The following is a 16,697-nucleotide window of genomic DNA, read 5'->3' on the forward strand; positions in this document are numbered from 1 at the left end:
GGGCCGCTGCGCGGCCCTTTCGCGGCACAAGGCCGCTCCTACAGATTCGCGATGGCGACCGACGTGGTCCTGTAGGAGCGGCCTCGCGCCGCGAAAGGGCTGCGAAGCAGCCCCCGCAAGGTCTTCAGTTCTGCTCAGCTACGTTGGCCTTGCCCTGGCGGGTCTCGATCTCACCGATCAGGCGCTTGGCCAGGGCCGGGTAGTTCTCATCGAAGTGGTGGCCGCCCGGCAACTTCAGATGCTCCCCGACCGCAGTCTTGTCCGTGCAACCACTCTCGTCGGTCTCCTCGACGCCATACACGCAAATCACCTTCGAAGCCGGCAGCCTGGCCATCTCCGGCCCGGTTGGCGCTTCTTGGCCTTCCTTGCCCAGCCAGCCCTCGACCTCGATCTCGAAACTGCCACTGCGAGCGAACGCCAGCAGGATCACCGCATCGACCCGTTGTTTGTCCTCATCCGGCAAGCGGTTGTAGATCGCCGGCAGTACATCGGCGCCGAAGGAATAGCCCGTGAGCACGAAGCGTTTGGTTCCCCATTTCTGGCGATAGTGCTGCATCAGCTCTGAAAGGTCCGCGGCGCTCTGTTCCGGGCTCTTGTGCTGCCAGTAGTAGCGCAGGGTGTCGATACCGACCACCGGATAGCCGAGCTTGGCCATTTCCCCGGCCACGTCGCGGTCCAAGTCACGCCAGCCGCCGTCGCCTGAGAGGAACAGGGTGACCGTGTCGGTGGTTTGGCCGGCCGGGACCTCGACCACCGGGATGCTCAGGGCATTGCCATCCTTGCCCACCAGGGCCTGGGTCAGTTGCGCCTTGAGCACCTGCGGCAGGTGGATGTCATAGTCGCTGATGCTGGTGTCGGCGTTGGCCTGGTCGCGCACGAACGCTGCGCTGGCATCGTCGGGGTTATCGTTCCAGGCCACGCTCCAGTGACCATGGGCGGCGGCCTTGGGCAAGGGCTGGCAGCCGGGCTGTTCCAGGGTGAAATCCACGGAGATGGCGCGGGCCTTGTCATCGTCTTGGCCGGCGAGCCAACGCCAGGCCTGGGCGGCACCCGGGCCGATACCGGCGACCAGGCTCGGTGGTGCGGACAAGGCCTTCATGGCCTCGTCCAGTACCTGTTGCTGCCGGGAGCAATCGCTTGGCGGCAGGATGACCTGCACCAGTTGCGCCTCGCCCGCCTGGCTCAAGTCCAGCAGTTGCTTGTCGCTCAACGCCTGCCCCGCCGGGACGGCGATGGCGACATGGGCGCGGGCGTGCACGCCGGGTGTGGCACGCAGCAGGGCGCTGCCGTCGGCCAGGGCCAGGTGTTCCAGGTGGGCCTGCGGAGCGGGGCGGGTCCATAGCCAGAACGTCGCGGCCCCCACCAGCAAAGCCAGGAAAAGTGCGCTGCATGCATACAGCCAATAGCGTCGGGTCATCAACGTTTCACCAAACCAGTCAGGCCGCCTGCGATCAGGGCGGCGGTATCGGCCAGTGCCACCAGCGGGTCGAGCCCGGCCGGCACGGCCATGTAGCGGGGTTCCCAGTCCGGTTGGAACTTGTCCTTGAAGCGCCGCAACCCCTGGAAGTTGTAGAGCTGCTCGCCGCGCTGGAACACCATCGAGCCCAGGCGCTGGGTCAGGGGCGCACCGCGCCGCGGCTGCAGGCCGGAAAGCGGCACCATGCCCAGGCTGAAGTGGGCATAGCCCTGGCTTTTGTAGTGCTGGATCAGGCCGATCATCAAAAACTCCATGGTCAGCTTGGGCGCCTCGGGGTGGGCACGCATCAGGTCCAGGCTGGCCAGCTCGTGGCCATGGGTTTCCAAGAGGTTGGCGAAGGCCACCGGGCGCCCCTGGAAACGGATCAGGGCGATGCGAAAATGCTGTAGGTAGTCCTGGCTGAAGCGGCCGAGGGAAAAGCCTTTCTCGCGTACATTCTTGCCGCCGAGCCAGGCGTCGGAAATTTCCTTGAGCGCCGCCAGCGGTGCCTGGCCGGGTTCATGGATCTCCAGGGCCAGGCCATCGCGCCCGCCTCGGTTCCAAGTGTAGCGCAGGTCTTTCATCTCCTTGCCCTGGGCTTGCAGGTCGAAGCGCTGCAGGTCGACCCGGGCTTCCTCGCCGAGCTTGAGCGCGGTCAGGCCGATGTCCATGTAATACGGCAGGTTCTGCGCACGCACCTGGTAGAACACCGGCCGGGCATGGTGCAGGTCGCACAGGTCGCGGAACTGCCAGATCATCTCGGCACGCGCCTCGGCGGGGCCGATCGGGTCGTACAGGGCGACCAGGCTGCGGCCCCGGCGGGCGTACATGAGAAAGGCCTTGTCGTTGGGGTGGAACAGCAAGGCCTTGTCGCCGGTCAGGGCGAGGCCGCCATCGGGCTGGTCGGAGCCTTGCAGGATGCGCTTGGCGCGTTGCAGCTCGTCTTCGCTGGGCAGGTGGATGACCGGGCGCGCGGTGCGCAGCAGCCAGGTGAGGGCGACAATCAGCAACAGCACGGCGCTGCCCATGGCCGCGCGCAGGCCTCGCGGGGCGTCGGCGTCCAGGGTGAACTGCCACCACAGCTCATGGCTATAGGGCACGTCCTGGTAGGCGAACAGCAGCAACCACAGCGAGGCACCGAGCACGCAGACACTGGCCACCAGGTAGACCGGTGAGAACGGCAGTTCCAGCAGGCGGCTGGGCCGGTAGAAGGAGCGGCGGAACAAGGCCAGCAGCGCTGCGGTGACGCTCAGTACGCAAGCCTCCTCCCAGTCGAAGCCCTTGAGCAACGACAACACGGCGCCCACCAGCAACAGCACAGTGGTCAGCAGCCAGGCCGCCGACAACCGGCGTCTCAGGCCCTGGGCCAAGAGCAGACATAGCACGCCGACCAGGCTGGCCCCGAAATGCGAGGCGTCGATCAGGCGATGAGGGATAAGGAAGCCCATGTGCTCCAGGCGCGTGTCGATCTCGGGCGTGGCACCGGAAAACAGCAGCACGACGCCTGAGAGGAACACCAGGATCGCCAGCACCGGCGCAGCAAGCCCAGCCGCCGCATTGATCGCCTGGCGGGCGAACAGCAGGCGCCGCGCTTCGCTGACCAGCAACACTACGCAGGCCACCAGCAAGGGCAGTACCACATAGATGAGGCGGTACAGCAGCAGGGCGGCGGCCAGCGGTGCGGCGCCCAGTTGCTCGGCGAACGCTGCAAGCAGCACGGCCTCGAACACCCCGACGCCACCCGGCACATGGCTGAGCACGCCTGCTGCCAGGGCCAGCAGGTAGACCAGGACAAAGGCGCCGAACGGCGGCGCTTCCGGCAGCAGCAGGTAAAGCACGGTGGCTGCTGCGATGACATCCAGGGCTGTGACCAGCAGTTGCAGGGCCGCGAGGCGCAGGTCGGGCAGGCGCAAGGTACGTCGCCCGAACCTTACCAGCACGTTATCGGCCAAGGGCTGTTCGGGCAGGCGCCTGCGATAGAGGCCGACCACCAGTACAGTGGCCATTGCCAGCACTGCCAAAGCGATACCGGCCAGCACGGAGGCCGGGAGGCGTAGCGCGGCGGCGGCGGCCGGCAGGTCAGCGAGTGTCGCCAGTGCCGCCAGGGGCGGCAGGGCGCAACCCAGCGACAGGCTGGCGAACACCGTCATGCGGGCGATTTCCGCAGCGCCCAGGCCATGGCGAGCATATAGGCGATAGCGCACCGAACCGCCCGAGAGGATCGACAGGCCGACGGCATTGCCAATGGCGAAGGCGCTGAACCCTCCGAGCGCGAGGGTACGCGCGGGCAGTTGCACCGCAGCGTAGCGGCTGGCTGACCATTCATAGCCTAGCAAGGCCATGAACCCCAGCGCGGTGGCCAGCAATGCCCCTGCCAGGGAAGGGCCCGGCACGCTGAGCATGGCGTCGTGCAGGGCATGGATGTCCAGCTCGCTCAGTAGGTGGCGACAGGCGACCAGGGCCAGGCTGAACAGCAACAAGGTCAAAGCCAGGCCAAGTGGCTGGCGGTACCGGCTCAGCCATTCCAGCCAGGGCAGGCGGCGGGCGGCATTGGGCAGCGCAGTGGCAAGAGGCGCCGGAGTTTCGGCGTCGTGAACATTCATGGATGACCCCGGGCAGGTAGCGCGAGGTCGAGGAGAGGTGCGGCCAAGTGAAAGTCCCTTCGGAAAACGTATCCAGATTTTACTCCTGGCCGGCGCGCTTTCAGCGCTTTGGCAGGGTTAAAGATAGTTCATCCGAAGGTGTGGCTTGGCCGCCTTTGGCTGCAACGCAGCCGCAGATCGGCAACATCCGTTTTGCCTGCTGTCTCGATGTAGCTGGTTTTACGACTGCTGCGCAGCCGATCGCGGGGCGAGCCCGCTCGTACAGATCCGGCGGTGCACAGCCCCTGTAGGAGCGGCCTTGTGCCGCGATCGGCTGCATAGCAGCCGCAAACCTGCGAGCTCAGGGGAGGGGAATTTTCAAGAGGGGTGAAAACAACAAACCCCGCCTGTTTGCACAGGCGGGGTTTGTTCTGACGAATATGGTTGCGGGAGCCGGATTTGAACCGACGACCTTCGGGTTATGAGCCCGACGAGCTACCAGGCTGCTCCATCCCGCGTCAGTGGGGCGCATTCTACGGATTCCTGAGTGGCTGTCAAGCATTACTCTTTGATTTTCCGTCGATTTTTTTCAGGGCAAGAAAAAAGGCCACTGTATCGACAGTGGCCTTTCTCTGAATCTGGTTGCGGGAGCCGGATTTGAACCGACGACCTTCGGGTTATGAGCCCGACGAGCTACCAGGCTGCTCCATCCCGCGCCTGTGAGATCGAATTCTACGGAAATCCTGCCCCATGTCAAGGCTTATTTTGAAAAATCCTTTTTTGTTCAATCCCTTAGCGTTGATGGCGTGGCTGCAGCTCAGTCATGGCGGGGCTTGCAAGGAATTTGTCGGTTTTGCTGGAAGCCTGCTGTCTCCGTTTGGTCCCATGGAGTAGTATCTGTATGAATTTACAGTGCTGACGGTCATCCATGTCCTTGCGCAAGATCATCCATATCGACTGCGATTGTTTCTATGCCGCGATCGAGATGCGCGACGACCCGCGGCTAGCCGGTCGCCCCATGGCGGTGGGTGGGGCGCCGGAGCAGCGTGGCGTCATTGCCACCTGCAATTATGAGGCGCGTGCCTATGGGGTGCGCTCGGCCATGTCGTCGCGGCACGCCTTGAAACTGTGTCCGGACCTGTTGATCGTCAAGCCGCGTTTCGAGGCCTACCGCGAAGCCTCCCGGGAGATCCATGCGATCTTTCGCGACTACACCGACCTGATCGAGCCGCTGTCGCTGGACGAGGCCTACCTGGATGTCAGTGACAGCCAGTGGTACGCCGGCAGTGCCACGCGCATTGCCGAGGATATTCGCAGGCGGGTCGCCAAGACCTTGCACATCACCGTGTCGGCCGGCGTGGCGCCGAACAAGTTCCTGGCCAAGATTGCCAGCGACTGGCGCAAGCCCAATGGCCTGTTCGTCATCACCCCACCTGAAGTCGAGGCCTTCGTGGCCGCGTTGCCGGTCGCCAGGCTGCATGGAGTGGGCAAGGTCACCGCAGATAAACTGGCGCGGCTGGGTATCGATACCTGCCTGGAGCTGCGTGACTGGTCACGGCTGGCGCTGGTGCGTGAGTTCGGCAGTTTTGGCGAACGGTTGTGGGGCTTGGCGCGTGGTATCGATGAACGCAGTGTGCATAACGACAGCCGGCGCCAGTCGGTCAGCGTGGAAAACACCTACGACACCGATCTGCCGGATTTGGCGAGCTGCCTGGCCAAACTGCCTGAACTGCTGGGCAGCCTGAACGAGCGAATCGCGAGGATGGACAGCAGCTATCAGCCCGACAAACCGTTCGTCAAGGTCAAGTTCCATGATTTCAGCCAGACCACGCTGGAGCAGGCCGGCGCCGGGCGGGACTTGGAAAGCTATCGGCAGTTGTTGAGCCAGGCGTTTGCCAGGGGTGGAAAGCCGGTGCGGCTCTTGGGCGTAGGGGTGCGTTTGCGGGATTTGCGTGGAGCTCACGAGCAGTTGGAGCTTTTTCCGAGGTAAAGATGGCGTAATGGTGGTGTCGGCTGCAGTGGGGCTGCTGCGCAGCCCTTTCGCGGCACAAGGCCGCTCCTACAGGTCGTGCGGCACCTCGATTCCAACCGGGGTTACTGCACGCCCGGATCAGCCACCAGTCGCCCGGCATCCTTGGTCAACGCATGCAGGAACTCCTGCTGCAGCTCAGGATCGTTGCGGGTCAGCTCGATCAGGCTCTGCTCCAGTTCGCTGGCTTCCTCTTCCAGCCCCAGTTCAGACAAGCGCTTGACCCGGTGGACCCATTGCCCCACCTCATCATCCTCGAGGTCATCGAAGATCAGTTCATGGGCTTCCTGTAGCTTACCGCGCAGGGCGCTGCTGACCAGCAAGCTGGCGTCGGCCCGCGCCCCATTGTCCTCGTCGGCCACGTGCAGGTGCAGGGTGCCGACGTGGTTGAGGTTCTGCTCGGAGAACGGGCTGTCCAGCAGGTTCAGGCGCAACACACCGTTGTGGTCGGTGGTGAGCTCATGGGTCAGCTTGCCGGCCTTGACCTCGACCAAGCGTTCGCTCCAGGGCAGGCTGGTGTATTCCTCGCGCTTGTCCTTCTGCACCTCGCTGATACCTGCCAGGTTCTGCTGGGCGCGGCCGTTGGACGGCACGTTCATGAACGGGTTGAGCCCGGCCAGGCCGTAGCCGAGCCAGTCATGGGTAACGCTTTGTGGCAGGTTGCCCAGGGCGAACACATTGACCACATTGGCGCCGATGCCGGCGACCACCGCCACCGCGCCCAGGGGGATCTCGTAGATCTCCCGCCAGGGTTGGTACGGCGTGTAGCGGTCGTACCGGCGAGTGACTTCGAACTCTGTGACTTCGAAGCGCTTCTGTTCATGAACCCGCACGCGCCGCTGGGGAAGCTCCATGACCTTGGGCTCGCCCACGTCGATCTGCAGGGTATGTTCGAGCAGCTTGCGCTCGGCGCGCTCCTCATGCTCGCTGCGCTGGGACATCTGGTTGGCGCAGCCGCTGACGAGCAGGGCGCCGCACAGTGCGGCGCCCCCCAGGGCAAAGGTACTTCGCTTGGACATGGCTACTCGTATCAGCGGCGAATGCGGGCTTGCAGGAAGGTCAGCACCTCGTTGAGCGGCAAGGTCTGGGCCTCCTGCTCGGTGCGGTGCTTGTATTCCAGGTTGCCTTCGGCCAGGCCGCGGTCGCTGACCACGATGCGGTGCGGAATGCCGATCAGCTCCATGTCGGCGAACTTGATGCCGGGGCTGGTCTTCTTGTCGCGGTCGTCCAGCAGCACTTCGTAGCCGGCGGCGGTCAGTTCGGCGTACAGCTTGTCGGTGGCTTCGCGAACGGCGTCGGTTTCGTAGCGCAGCGGTACCAGGGCGATCTGGAACGGTGCCAGGGCGTCGTTCCAGATGATGCCCTTGTCGTCATAGCTCTGCTCGATGGCAGCGGCGACCACGCGGGATACGCCGATGCCATAGCAACCCATGGCCAGGGTCACCGGCTTGCCGTTCTCGCCCAGCACCTGGCATTTGAGCGCCTCGCTGTACTTGGTGCCGAGCTGGAAGATGTGGCCAACCTCGATGCCGCGCTTGATCACCAGGGTTCCCTGGCCGTCTGGGCTCGGGTCGCCTTCGACCACGTTGCGCAGGTCGGCCACCTGTGGGACCGGCAGGTCGCGTTCCCAGTTGACGCCGAAGTAGTGCTTGTCGTCGATGTTGGCGCCGATGCCGAAGTCGCTCATCAGGGCCACGGATCGGTCGATGATGCATTCCAGCGGCAGGTTCATCGGGCCGAGGGAGCCGGCACCGGCACCGATGGCGGCGCGCAGGTCGGCGTCGGTGGCCATGACCAGCGGGTCGGCGACCTGTTCCAGCTTGGCTGCCTTGATCTCGTTCAGCTCATGGTCGCCACGGACCACCAGGGCGACCAGCTTGCCTTCCTCGGCGCCACGTACGATGAGGGTCTTGACGGTCTTCTCGATCGGCAGGCCGTAGTTTTCGACCAGTTGCGCGATGGTCTTGGCATCGGGCGTATCGACCAGGCGCAGCTCCTCGGTGGGGGCCGGGCGCACGGTTTCACGCGGGATGGCTTCGGCCTTCTCGATGTTGGCGGCGTAGTCGGAGCTGTCGCTGAAGATCACATCGTCTTCGCCGGACTCGGCCAGGACGTGGAATTCATGGGAGTAGCTGCCACCGATGGAGCCGGTGTCGGCCTGCACCGGACGGAAGTCCAGGCCCAGGCGGGTGAAGATATTGGTGTATGCCTGGTGCATGCGGTCGTAGGTTTCCTGCAGGGAAGCCTGGTCGGCATGGAAGGAGTAGGCGTCCTTCATGATGAATTCGCGGCCGCGCATCAGGCCGAAGCGCGGACGGATCTCGTCACGGAACTTGGTCTGAATCTGGTACATGTTCAGCGGCAGCTGTTTATAGCTGGACAGCTCGTTGCGCGCGAGGTCGGTGATGACCTCCTCGTGGGTCGGGCCAACGCAGAACTCGCGGTCGTGGCGGTCTTTCAGGCGCAGCAGCTCTGGGCCGTACTGTTCCCAGCGGCCGGATTCCTGCCAAAGCTCGGCAGGCTGGATGCTTGGCATCAGCACTTCCAGTGCGCCGGCGGCGTTCATTTCCTCGCGGACCACTGCTTCGACCTTGCGCATCACCCGCAGGCCCATCGGCAGCCAGGTGTACAGGCCGGAGGCCAGCTTGCGGATCATGCCGGCGCGCAGCATGAGCTGATGGCTGATGACCACTGCGTCGGCAGGGGTTTCTTTCTGGGTGGCGAGCAAATATTGACTGGTGCGCATGGTGAGCCGTGTCGATTGCCTAAGACGTTGAAATGACCCCGCATTGTACGGGGGCGAAGCGAAGGCGTACAGGATGCCCCAGGGCGGGGCGCTTGTCAGCCAAGAAAAAGCCCGGCGATCGCCGGGCTTTTCCAGTGCGGGGCAGTGCAAGCCGGTGGGCTTACAGGATGCTCAGCGGGTACTCGACGATCAGGCGCAGTTCGTCCAGAGATGGGGAGCCGTAGTAGACGCCATCGGAGGAGCGGTAGGTAGCCTGGCGTACGCGGAAGCTCAGGTCTTTCGCCGGGCCTTCCTGCAGCACGTACTTGATGTCGATGTCGCGTTCCCATTCCTTGCCGTTGCTGGTGCCGGCGACGTTGGCGTCGGTACCGCGCACGTAGCGGGTCATGAAGGTCAGGCCTGGGATGCCGTACTCGGCGAAGTTCAGGTCGTAGCGAGCCTGCCAGGACTTCTCGTCTTCGGCGTTGAAGTCGGAACGGGCAACGGAGTTGGCCAGGAAGATGGTGCCGCCACCGTCGATACCGTAGGCGTAGTCGCCGTCACCGGTCACTTTCTGGTAAGCCAAGGTGAAGGTGTGTGCGCCAATGTTGTAAGCGCCCGAAAGGCTGAACGCACGGTTGTCGAGTTTGTCGCCATCGAAGGCGCGAGCACGGTCGCCATCGCTCTTGGTGTCATAGATGTTGAAGTCGAACACCAAGCCTTGCTTGTCGGAGATTGGCAGAGCCCAGTTTACGTTGGCGTAGTACTTGCGCCAGTAGTCTTCTACCTTGGAGTAGTAGAGGCTGGTGCTCAGGTTATCGCTAAAGGCATAAGTACCGCCAACGATGTTGGCTTCTGTCAGGCCAGGGTTCTTGATGCCGGTGTCGCTGTCGCGGCCGCCGATGCTGTCCTTATAAGTCTGGGCCTGAGCGTTGAGGCGTGTGAAATGGCCGGCATTCAGTTCGAGGCCTTCGATTTCGTTGCTGGTCAACAGGAAGCCTTCGGCGACTTCCGGTAGCAGACGACTGTCGTCGGTAGCGAAGACCGGCAAGGCGGTGAATTGTCCGCCATACTTCAGAACGGTGTCGGAGATGCGCAGTTTGACGGCACCATGGGCTTCAGAGTAGTCATCTTGCGCGCGGCCATCTTCTCCGATTGGGAACAAGCCTGTGCCAGCGCGGCCGCGACCGCTGTCCAATTTGACACCCAGAAGTCCAATCGCATCCACACCCACACCTACGGTGCCCTGGGTGAATCCGGACTCGAAGGTGCCCACGAAACCTAGGCCGGTCTCTTCCACGCGGCTCTGACGGTCACCGGTAACGGGATCCCGGTCATTGTTACGGAAGTCACGGCTGAAATACAGCATACGGGTCTTGACATTCAGCTGGCTGTCCTCGATGAAACCTTTGGATTCATCCTGCGAAGAGGCCAGGGCCAGCTGCGAGGTCCCTGCCGCGACGGCCAGGGCGATCATGCTCCACTTCATCACGCGCATCGTGATTTGCTCCTTTGGTTTAGGAAGAGTACCGCTGCGCCCAGGTTTTTTAGTTATAGGGGCAGCGCTTTCTTTTTATGTCGGCGAAAATGTATATCACGCTGACTGTTCTTTGCGATATCGGAAAAAACAACCTTTTTATAATTTTTTCACAATGTCGCTTTTAGTGAGATCCGTGTCGCAAATCACGCCCTTTTCAGGGGCGTACAACGCCAGCGCCGTTATCACTTTCGTAACAAATATGTAACAAACATAAATGGACGAAGAGAAACTCCCTGGATATCCATGCCGCTGTTGTTATTTGTCGCGTACCTGCCGGTTGCAGGCATCGTGCCGACTTGAATGACAGGGAATGCAACAAGCGTGCTCAAAATCACGAACGCTTCATGAAATTTTCACATCCGCTGCGGACCAAGCGAGAAAACCTCCGCAAACACGGAGCGAGGCATGTCTGATGGTGTGCCAAGAGTGGCGGCCAGTGCCCGCAATAAAACCTGTCATTGAAGTCAATGTGTTACCGCCATTTGTTAATCCGGGTAGAAAGCAGTGGGGCGTATCGCGCGGGCGGGCCTCTTTTTGGTGCGAAAAGTAGCGCAGTGTTACCGAGGTGGGCACGACAGTGCTCCTGTCTGGGTGCTGAAGCAGGGTATCCTTGCGTTATTGGCCCGCATTGCCCGCTGGGCTGTTTTGTCTTGAGGAGGTTTGCCGTGTTTGTCCTGGATTCGCGTCTGCAACAGGATTCCCTGGTGTTGGGAGATCTGCCGCTGTGCCGCCTGCTGCTGAGCAAGGATGCCAATTACCCCTGGTTCATATTGGTGCCGCGGCGCGCCGAGGTCAGCGAGCTGTTCGAGTTGAGCGAGGCCGATCAACAGCAGCTCTGGAAGGAAACCACCTACCTGGCCGAAACCCTCAAGGGGTGCTTCGCGGCCGACAAGATGAACGTGGCCACCCTGGGCAATGTGGTCAGCCAGCTGCACATGCATGTCATCGTTCGCCGCCGCGACGATGCCGCCTGGCCGGCGCCGGTGTGGGGGCGCCATCCTGCGGCTGACTATACCTCGGAGCAGGTCGAGGCGATCCGCCAGCGCCTGCGTGCGGTATTGAACGATGACTTCAAGGAGGTCTGAACCATGTCGCTGGAGTCGAGAGTCGTCGAGCTTGAAAGCCGCCAGGCGTTTCAGGATGACACCATCCAGGCGCTTAACGACGTGGTGGTCGAGCAGGCCCGGGTGATCGAGCGCCTGCAATTGCAGGTGGCCGAGTTGATCAAGCGCTACGAGGAGATGGTGGGGCAGTACGGCAGTGAGGGAGAAGAGGCGCCGCCGCCTCATTATTGAAGCGGCAATGGCGTGGCGGGCAAGCCGCTACGCCATCACCGCCCAGGGTCAGCGGCGGGAGACCGCGACCACGTCTTCGGCCTGCAGGCCCTTGTCGCGGTGCATCACCGAGAACTCCACGCGCTGGCCTTCGACCAGCACACGATGCCCTTCGCCACGAATGGCGCGAAAGTGTACGAAGATATCGTCACCCGAGTCGCGGGAAATGAAGCCGAAACCCTTGGAGGTGTTGAACCACTTGACCGTGCCAGTATCACGCTTGCCGCCATCCTGGGCGACGCCCTGGCTGGCGCGGGGCTTGCCGATGCTGCGGGCGAAGCCTGCGCCCAGGTGCAGGGCGACAGCGACGGCGGCGCAGAGCAGGGCCGGCAGGTCGCCCAGCTCCGGGCGGGCCAGCAGGGTAATGGTCTGCAAGATCACGGCCAGCACCAGCAGGGCGCAGGCCAGGTATTGCAGTTGCTGGCGCAGGCCTTTGTAGTAGTGCGGCAGGGCCGGTGCCAAGAGCAGGTTGAGCAGGCCGAGCAAGGCCAGGTAGACGGCTTCGGGTTGTTGGAGGAACGGCGTTGCTTCGGTTTTGAGGCTGGGTATGAGCGATAGCAGCAAAGCCGCCACGCCCGTCACCAGATGGACGATCTTGAACATTTGAGTGGGCTCACATTGATAAGGCCGATCACAGGAAGAGCTGCCAGGGTGGTGCGCAGGTGTAAGGCGCGATCACACGGTTGGCAGCCTATGCACCCGGCAATGACAGTCCGCACGGGTGGCACGGTGCCTATTTAACAGCAAAGGCAGGGGGTTCTCAAACCGCGAGGGATGGATTGCCCTGGATCACGGGCAGGAACGGGTGGGTCTGATACAGTTTGTGATGCCCGCTTGATGACCAAGCCTTGTGAGAAGGAGAGATCCATGGCAATCGATATCGGTATCAGCGAAGAAGACCGCAAGTCCATCGTCGATGGGCTTTCTCGCCTGCTGTCGGATACCTACGTGCTGTATCTGAAAACCCACAATTTCCATTGGAACGTCACCGGCCCATCGTTTCGTACGCTACACCTGATGTTCGAGGAGCAATACAACGAGCTGGCCCTGGCGGTCGACTCGATCGCCGAGCGTATCCGCGCCCTGGGCTTCCCGGCTCCTGGCTCCTATGCCTTCTATGCACGTCACTCCTCGATCAAGGAAGAAGAGGGCGTGCCACCGGCCGACGAGATGATCCGCCAGCTCGTCCAAGGCCAGGAAGCGGTGGTGCGCACCGCGCGCAGCATATTCCCGGTGGTCGACAAGGTCAGCGACGAACCGACGGCCGACCTGCTGACCCAGCGCATGCAGGTGCATGAAAAAACCGCCTGGATGTTGCGCGTGCTGCTCGACGGCAACTGATCGCCTGCTGGCGACAGGCGTTCGCAAGGCCTGGTTCCTGCACAGGAACCAGGCCTTTTCGTTTCCTTGAGGAAGGTTTTGCCACTGCTCTCCAGGCGCCTTCGGCGCTTTATTGGGCCTGTCCCTCGTGCGCAGGCACTTGGGTGTCTTCCCAGGCAATGGAGCGGTTCGGTGGATATAAGGATGCAACAAGGCAAGCGCAGCGCTTGCCAGGGGAAATGGCCAGGCAAGCAGTGCATCGACCCGTTCGGGACGGATTTCGACATGATGCAGGTCCGGCCGGTCTCGCGCTCGGTCCGGCTCAACGGCTTTGCTACCTGCCTGCGCCTGGAGGTGGTCTACTGGCGGATCCTGGAGCGGATCGCCGAGGCCAACCAGTGTACGGTAAGCGCGGTGCTGTCCTATGTGGACCGGGAAGTGCACCTGCGTCATGGCGGGGTGCGCAACTTCAGCGGGTTGATCCGGGTGATCTGCGTGGCCTGGCTGCTCGATCCGCCCAGCATGCGCTGATCGCCAGGCGGGCTGCACGGCTGTCCTTAACCATATATAATCCCGCTTTTTACTGCCCCCGGCAGTCAGCGTTGTGGTTGAAGAGAGACACCCATGCCCCTTTATGACTATCAATGTGCATCCTGCGACCACCGGATGGAAGTGTTGCAGAAGATCAGCGCCGCGCCGCTGACCGATTGCCCGGCGTGCCAAGAGCCGGCGCTGAAGAAGCTGTTGTCGGTACCCGGTTTCCGCCTGAGCGGTAACGGCTGGTACGAGACCGATTTCAAGACCGGGGCGAAAAAGAATCTGGCAGGCGGCGACAAGGCCGACTGAGTTGAATTGCAGCGACCGGGTCTTGCAGTATTAGCCCCTCAGGGCGGCCAGACCTCCACCGAATACACGAATCACGAGAAGCGAAACCACCATCATGATGCGCAGCCATTATTGCGGCCAACTGAACGAGCGCCTGGACGGCCAGGAAGTCACCCTTTGCGGCTGGGTCCATCGTCGCCGCGACCACGGCGGGGTGATCTTCCTCGACATCCGTGACCGCGAAGGCATGGCCCAGGTCGTCTTCGACCCGGATCGCGCCGAGACTTTCGCCAACGCCGACCGCGTGCGCAGCGAGTACGTCGTGCAGATCACCGGCAAGGTGCGCCTGCGTCCGGAAGGCGCGGTCAACCCGAACATGGCTTCGGGCGCCATTGAAGTGCTGGGCTACGAGCTGACCGTCCTCAACGAGGCCGAAACCCCGCCGTTCCCGCTCAACGAATACTCTGACGTGGGCGAGGAAACCCGCCTGCGCTACCGCTTCATCGACCTGCGTCGTCCGGAGATGGCCGACAAGCTGCGCCTGCGTTCGCGCATCACCAGCAGCATCCGCCGCTACCTGGACGAGAACGGCTTCCTCGACGTCGAGACGCCGATCCTGACTCGCGCCACCCCGGAAGGCGCCCGCGACTACCTGGTGCCGAGCCGCACCCACGCTGGCAGCTTTTTCGCCCTGCCGCAATCGCCACAGCTGTTCAAGCAGCTGTTGATGGTCGCCGGCTTCGACCGCTACTACCAGATCGCCAAGTGCTTCCGTGACGAAGACCTGCGTGCCGACCGCCAGCCGGAATTCACCCAGATCGACATCGAGACCAGCTTCCTCGACGAGTCCGAGATCATGGGCCTGACCGAAGGCATGATCCGCAAGCTGTTCAAGGAAGTCCTGGATCTTGAGTTCGGCGAATTCCCGCACATGACTTACGAAGAGGCCATGCGCCGCTACGGCTCCGACAAGCCTGACCTGCGTATCCCGCTGGAACTGGTCGACGTCGCCGACCAGCTCAAGGATGTCGACTTCAAGGTCTTTGCCGGCCCTGCCAACGATCCGAAGTGCCGCGTCACCGCCCTGCGCCTGCCAGGCGGCGCCAGCATGCCGCGCAGCCGCATCGACGAGTACACCAAGTTCGTCGGCATCTACGGTGCCAAGGGCCTGGCGTACATCAAGGTCAACGAGCGCGCCAAGGGCGTCGAAGGCCTGCAATCGCCGATCGTCAAGAACATCCCCGAGGCCAACCTCAACGTGATCCTCGATCGCGTGGGTGCGGTCGATGGCGACATCGTGTTCTTCGGTGCCGACAAGGCCAAGATCGTCAGCGAAGCCCTGGGCGCGCTGCGTATCCGCCTGGGCCACGACTTCGAGTTGCTGACCTGCGAGTGGGCCCCGATGTGGGTCGTCGACTTCCCGATGTTCGAAGAGAACGACGACGGCAGCTTCAGCGCGCTGCACCACCCGTTCACCGCGCCCAAGTGCACCCCGGAAGAGCTCGAGGCCAACCCGGCCGGCGCTCTGTCCCGTGCCTACGACATGGTTCTCAACGGCACCGAGCTCGGTGGCGGTTCGATCCGTATCCACCGCAAGGAAATGCAACAGGCCGTATTCCGCCTGCTGGGCATCGGTGCCGAAGAGCAGCAGGAGAAGTTCGGCTTCCTGCTCGATGCCCTGAAGTTCGGCGCGCCGCCCCATGGTGGCCTGGCCTTCGGCCTGGACCGCCTGGTCATGCTGATGACCGGCGCCCAGTCGATCCGTGAAGTGATCGCCTTCCCGAAAACCCAGAGCGCCGCGTGCGTCATGACCCAGGCCCCTGGCCTGGTGGACGCCAAGGCCCTGCGCGAGCTGCACATCCGTCTGCGCGAGCAGACCAAGGTCGAATAATCGGCCCGGGCGCTTCCCGGTGGAGGCGCCCACGCGCTTCGGCGCTGTTTTCTCGCGTTCCGCCCTTCGGGGCGGAACCTGTTTCTGTTTGAAGGATTTGGAGACGTTATGGCTGGTCATTCGAAGTGGGCAAACATCAAGCACCGCAAAGAACGCCAGGATGCCAAGAGAGGCAAGATCTTCACCAAGTGGATCCGCGAGCTGACCGTCGCCGCTAAGCAGGGCGGTGCTGACCCGGCCTCCAACCCACGCCTGCGCCTGGCATTGGACAAGGCCCTGGGCGCCAACATGAGCCGCGACATCATCGACCGCGCCGTGGCCCGTGGTGCCGGTACCAATGAAAGCGACAACGTCGAAGAGCTCAGCTACGAAGGCTACGGCCCCGGTGGCGTGGCGATCATGGTCGAGGCCATGACCGACAACCGCAACCGTACCGCGGCTGCCGTGCGCCATGCCTTCTCCAAGTGCGGCGGCAACCTGGGCACCGACGGCTCGGTGGCCTACCTGTTCGAACGCAAGGGGCAAATCAGCTTCGCCGCCGACCTGGGTGTGGACGAAGAAGCCCTGATGGAAGCGGCCATGGAAGCCGATGCCGACGACGTGGTGAGCAACGATGACGGCTCCTTCGATGTCTTCACCTCGTTCAACAGCTTCTATGCGGTGCGCAACGCCTTGGAGGAAGCCGGTTTCAAGGCTTCGGACGCCGAGATCGTGATGCAGCCTACCACCAGTGCCGAGCTGGATCAGGAAGGGGCCGAGAAGGTGCTCAAGCTGATCGACATGCTCGAGGACCTGGATGACGTGCAGAACGTCTACTCCAATGCCGAGATCTCCGACGAGATCATGGAAAAACTCGGCTAAGGTATCTGGTTTATCCTGGCATGGCTCGTTGAGCCTACGGCCCTTTCGAGGCACAAGGCCGCTCCTACAGATACAGCGACGTTCTTCAAGGTCGGCGCGATGTCTGTAGGAGCGGCCTTGTGCCGCGAAAGGGC

General features: G+C 62.7%; 14 protein-coding genes and 2 tRNA genes. 8 read left to right on the forward strand and 8 right to left on the reverse strand.

All coding sequences use genetic code 11. The features are described from left to right. Positions 1-124: 124 nt before the first annotated feature. From IRZ56_RS10490 to IRZ56_RS10505, 4 genes are all read right to left on the reverse strand, one after another. Entirely contained in the window at positions 125-1,417 is a 1,293-nt protein-coding gene (locus IRZ56_RS10490) for a virulence factor family protein (protein ID WP_196144885.1), read from the reverse strand. After that, positions 1,417-4,059, reverse strand: a complete 2,643-nt coding sequence (gene mprF, locus IRZ56_RS10495) for a bifunctional lysylphosphatidylglycerol flippase/synthetase MprF (protein WP_196144886.1) — start codon at positions 4,057-4,059, stop codon at positions 1,417-1,419. Before mprF ends, IRZ56_RS10490 begins: the two co-directional genes overlap by 1 nt. Positions 4,060-4,479: 420 nt before the next feature. Further along, positions 4,480-4,556 (reverse strand) — tRNA-Met (locus tag IRZ56_RS10500). A 121-nt stretch (positions 4,557-4,677) separates the two neighbouring features. Further along, positions 4,678-4,754 (reverse strand) — tRNA-Met (locus tag IRZ56_RS10505). A gap of 218 nt (positions 4,755-4,972) precedes the next feature. On the opposite strand from IRZ56_RS10505, the gene dinB reads away from it, so the two are divergent. After that, entirely contained in the window at positions 4,973-6,028 is a 1,056-nt protein-coding gene (dinB, locus tag IRZ56_RS10510; protein WP_196144929.1) for a DNA polymerase IV, read from the forward strand. A gap of 104 nt (positions 6,029-6,132) precedes the next feature. On the opposite strand, the gene IRZ56_RS10515 is transcribed toward dinB, so the two are convergent. The 3 genes from IRZ56_RS10515 to IRZ56_RS10525 form a co-directional block, all read right to left on the reverse strand. Then, positions 6,133-7,086 (reverse strand): hypothetical protein, encoded by a 954-nt coding sequence (locus IRZ56_RS10515; RefSeq protein ID WP_196144887.1) that lies wholly within the window; start codon positions 7,084-7,086, stop codon positions 6,133-6,135. 11 nt (positions 7,087-7,097) lie between these two features. Then, positions 7,098-8,813, reverse strand: coding sequence for a proline--tRNA ligase (locus tag IRZ56_RS10520; RefSeq protein WP_196144888.1), 1,716 nt, complete (start codon positions 8,811-8,813; stop codon positions 7,098-7,100). Between the two features lie 160 nt (positions 8,814-8,973). Further along, positions 8,974-10,290 carry an OprD family porin gene (locus IRZ56_RS10525; RefSeq protein ID WP_196144889.1) on the reverse strand — a complete coding sequence of 439 codons (1,317 nt, stop codon included), beginning with the start codon at positions 10,288-10,290 and terminating at the stop codon, positions 8,974-8,976. A 707-nt stretch (positions 10,291-10,997) separates the two neighbouring features. Between IRZ56_RS10525 and IRZ56_RS10530 the strand changes: the two genes are divergently transcribed. Both IRZ56_RS10530 and IRZ56_RS10535 read left to right on the forward strand, forming a co-directional pair. Continuing rightward, positions 10,998-11,417: an HIT family protein gene (locus tag IRZ56_RS10530; RefSeq protein WP_196144890.1), complete on the forward strand. Its 420-nt coding sequence runs from the start codon at positions 10,998-11,000 to the stop codon at positions 11,415-11,417. A 3-nt stretch (positions 11,418-11,420) separates the two neighbouring features. Then, entirely contained in the window at positions 11,421-11,627 is a 207-nt protein-coding gene (locus tag IRZ56_RS10535; RefSeq protein WP_196144891.1) for a SlyX family protein, read from the forward strand. Positions 11,628-11,675: 48 nt separating this feature from the next. On the opposite strand, the gene IRZ56_RS23290 is transcribed toward IRZ56_RS10535, so the two are convergent. After that, positions 11,676-12,269: a cold-shock protein gene (locus tag IRZ56_RS23290; RefSeq protein ID WP_196144892.1), complete on the reverse strand. Its 594-nt coding sequence runs from the start codon at positions 12,267-12,269 to the stop codon at positions 11,676-11,678. Positions 12,270-12,533: 264 nt separating this feature from the next. Between IRZ56_RS23290 and IRZ56_RS10545 the strand changes: the two genes are divergently transcribed. From IRZ56_RS10545 to IRZ56_RS10565, 5 genes are all read left to right on the forward strand, one after another. Then, positions 12,534-13,007 carry a Dps family protein gene (locus IRZ56_RS10545; RefSeq protein ID WP_084854477.1) on the forward strand — a complete coding sequence of 158 codons (474 nt, stop codon included), beginning with the start codon at positions 12,534-12,536 and terminating at the stop codon, positions 13,005-13,007. Positions 13,008-13,190: 183 nt separating this feature from the next. Beyond that, the gene (locus IRZ56_RS10550; RefSeq protein ID WP_196144893.1) at positions 13,191-13,517 is read left to right on the forward strand and encodes a ribbon-helix-helix domain-containing protein; all 327 of its coding nucleotides are present in this window, start codon (positions 13,191-13,193) and stop codon (positions 13,515-13,517) included. 93 nt (positions 13,518-13,610) lie between these two features. Beyond that, positions 13,611-13,832, forward strand: coding sequence for an FmdB family zinc ribbon protein (locus IRZ56_RS10555; RefSeq protein WP_196144894.1), 222 nt, complete (start codon positions 13,611-13,613; stop codon positions 13,830-13,832). A gap of 94 nt (positions 13,833-13,926) precedes the next feature. Continuing rightward, positions 13,927-15,702, forward strand: coding sequence for an aspartate--tRNA ligase (gene aspS / locus IRZ56_RS10560; protein ID WP_196144895.1), 1,776 nt, complete (start codon positions 13,927-13,929; stop codon positions 15,700-15,702). 108 nt (positions 15,703-15,810) lie between these two features. After that, positions 15,811-16,563, forward strand: coding sequence for a YebC/PmpR family DNA-binding transcriptional regulator (locus IRZ56_RS10565; RefSeq protein WP_196144896.1), 753 nt, complete (start codon positions 15,811-15,813; stop codon positions 16,561-16,563). The last annotated feature ends 134 nt before the right edge of the window (positions 16,564-16,697 follow it).

Source organism: Pseudomonas guariconensis, from assembly GCF_015680235.1.
Lineage (GTDB): Bacteria > Pseudomonadota > Gammaproteobacteria > Pseudomonadales > Pseudomonadaceae > Aquipseudomonas > Aquipseudomonas guariconensis_A.

What these genes read in the sequence shown, in the direction of transcription:
- IRZ56_RS10490 (WP_196144885.1), bottom strand. Translation starts at nt 1,417, where the DNA reads ATGACCCGACGCTATTGGCTGTATGCATGCAGCGCACTTTTCCTGGCT.
- mprF (WP_196144886.1), bottom strand. Translation starts at nt 4,059, where the DNA reads ATGAATGTTCACGACGCCGAAACTCCGGCGCCTCTTGCCACTGCGCTG.
- IRZ56_RS10515 (WP_196144887.1), bottom strand. Translation starts at nt 7,086, where the DNA reads ATGTCCAAGCGAAGTACCTTTGCCCTGGGGGGCGCCGCACTGTGCGGC.
- IRZ56_RS10520 (WP_196144888.1), bottom strand. Translation starts at nt 8,813, where the DNA reads ATGCGCACCAGTCAATATTTGCTCGCCACCCAGAAAGAAACCCCTGCC.
- IRZ56_RS10525 (WP_196144889.1), bottom strand. Translation starts at nt 10,290, where the DNA reads ATGCGCGTGATGAAGTGGAGCATGATCGCCCTGGCCGTCGCGGCAGGG.
- IRZ56_RS10535 (WP_196144891.1), top strand. Translation starts at nt 11,421, where the DNA reads ATGTCGCTGGAGTCGAGAGTCGTCGAGCTTGAAAGCCGCCAGGCGTTT.
- IRZ56_RS23290 (WP_196144892.1), bottom strand. Translation starts at nt 12,269, where the DNA reads ATGTTCAAGATCGTCCATCTGGTGACGGGCGTGGCGGCTTTGCTGCTA.
- IRZ56_RS10545 (WP_084854477.1), top strand. Translation starts at nt 12,534, where the DNA reads ATGGCAATCGATATCGGTATCAGCGAAGAAGACCGCAAGTCCATCGTC.
- IRZ56_RS10550 (WP_196144893.1), top strand. Translation starts at nt 13,191, where the DNA reads ATGCAACAAGGCAAGCGCAGCGCTTGCCAGGGGAAATGGCCAGGCAAG.
- IRZ56_RS10555 (WP_196144894.1), top strand. Translation starts at nt 13,611, where the DNA reads ATGCCCCTTTATGACTATCAATGTGCATCCTGCGACCACCGGATGGAA.
- aspS (WP_196144895.1), top strand. Translation starts at nt 13,927, where the DNA reads ATGATGCGCAGCCATTATTGCGGCCAACTGAACGAGCGCCTGGACGGC.
- IRZ56_RS10565 (WP_196144896.1), top strand. Translation starts at nt 15,811, where the DNA reads ATGGCTGGTCATTCGAAGTGGGCAAACATCAAGCACCGCAAAGAACGC.